Here is a 1496-nt window from a genome sequence, read left to right on the forward strand (position 1 = left end):
CGGCTTCCTGAAGGCCGACATCACCCCGGTGAAGAAGTGGAAGAAGCTCGATCTGCATGAACGCGGTGAGCTGGTGACCAAGTTTGGCACCGTGCTCAACGCCCACCTCGATGGCAGCATTGTGCAGCGTGAGGTGAAGACCCTGCTGGGCAACCTGGGTTGGGAGCCGGAGTTGGTCAGTGTCCGTGCCGTGCCCGAAAGCACCGGCCCGGGCAACATCGTCATGCTCGGAGCCCGGTTCGAGCACATTACGGAGCTGTCCTCCTCGGTCGCCCAGATGGGACGCTCCGCCGAGCAGGTTGGCTCCTCCGCCGCCAAAGGCCTGATCAAGTACCTGGAGAACGACGCCCCGGTGGGCGTGCACCTGACCGATCAACTCCTGCTGCCCCTCGCCCTCGCCGGCAAAGGCTCCTTCACCACCTTCGCCCTGAGCCGGCACACCGTGAGCAACATGGCGCTCATTCCGCAGTTTCTGGACGTGGCGTTTGAGGTCGAGGAGAAGGAGCGGGGGATGAAGGAAATACGCATTAGACACCAGACTGCCAGATTCCAGACGTCAGACCTGAAGTCAGGGGCACGAGAAAGTAGCAAAGAGCTTTAGCTCGTCAGTCGCACTGAATCACGTCTTACAATACAAAAGCTCTGGATTACTTTGGGCTGCCCCTTTGAACTGCCTCCCGAAAATGCCAGCGGGGCTCTGTTCGTACAAACGCTACGCCCAGAGGATGGAGTGCAACGGCGGAAGTTGTCAAGGCGTCCTCCTCTGCCGCTTTAGGGCAAGCGCTCCGCTCGACGCGCGCTGCCTCCGATTGAGGCAACCAAAGCGGTTGCCCTACAATCAAGAGTGATTGGATGCGGAGTAGGAACAGAACAGCCTCAGGTCCTTAGTTGTTCAACCCCACCCCGAAAGTTTCTCTGCCGTTTCTTGGATATTTCACAGTCTTTTCATGAGCGGTTCATCAACGTTTCACGTGGGGGTGGGAGGATGCGCTCATGAAATGCCCACCCGCTTTTGCGCTTCCTTTGCTGGTCGCTTCTGGATTGATGACCTTTGGAAAAGCGACCGGATTCGGCCAGGAAGCTGGCGGGCAGGCTGCCTCTCCTACTCTGCTGGATAAAGCGGAGGTCCGCATCCCCTACTCGGAGCTCAAGAAGCTCTGGGATGAGGCGCATGCGGCGAAAACCCCTGTTCCCCCAGAACCATTGCCCGAGGGCTTGTTGCTTGCCGCGTTGTTTCGCGCCGACTTGTCCTCGGGTAAGGTGGGGGTGGAAGCTGAGTTCAAAGTGGAAAGCTTTGCCGGGAAGTGGGAGCGCATCCCGCTGATGGGCGCTGGGCTGACGGTGGCCAGCGTGGATCCGCCCGACACCCGCCTCACCGTGGTGGAGGACAACCTCCTCTTTGTCGCGCCGCAAACCGGGCCCGCCACGATCAAAGTGAAGTTCGCGGAAACACCCCTGCCAGGGGCGGGCGGGGCTCCGTTCCTGCGGTTGACCAC

Annotated in this window: 2 protein-coding genes; both read left to right on the top strand. The window is 60.2% G+C overall.

Going from position 1 to position 1496, the window contains the following annotated elements; genetic code table 11:
• On the top strand, positions 1–601 hold a 601-nt coding region (locus BV106_RS06000; protein WP_265595378.1), incomplete at its 5' end, for an RNA 3'-terminal phosphate cyclase.
• Between the two features lie 392 nt (positions 602–993).
• On the top strand, positions 994–1496 hold a 503-nt coding region (locus BV106_RS06005), incomplete at its 3' end, for a hypothetical protein (RefSeq protein ID WP_265595379.1).

It is taken from the genome of Verrucomicrobium sp. BvORR106 (assembly GCF_000739655.1).
Taxonomy (GTDB): domain Bacteria; phylum Verrucomicrobiota; class Verrucomicrobiia; order Verrucomicrobiales; family Verrucomicrobiaceae; genus Verrucomicrobium.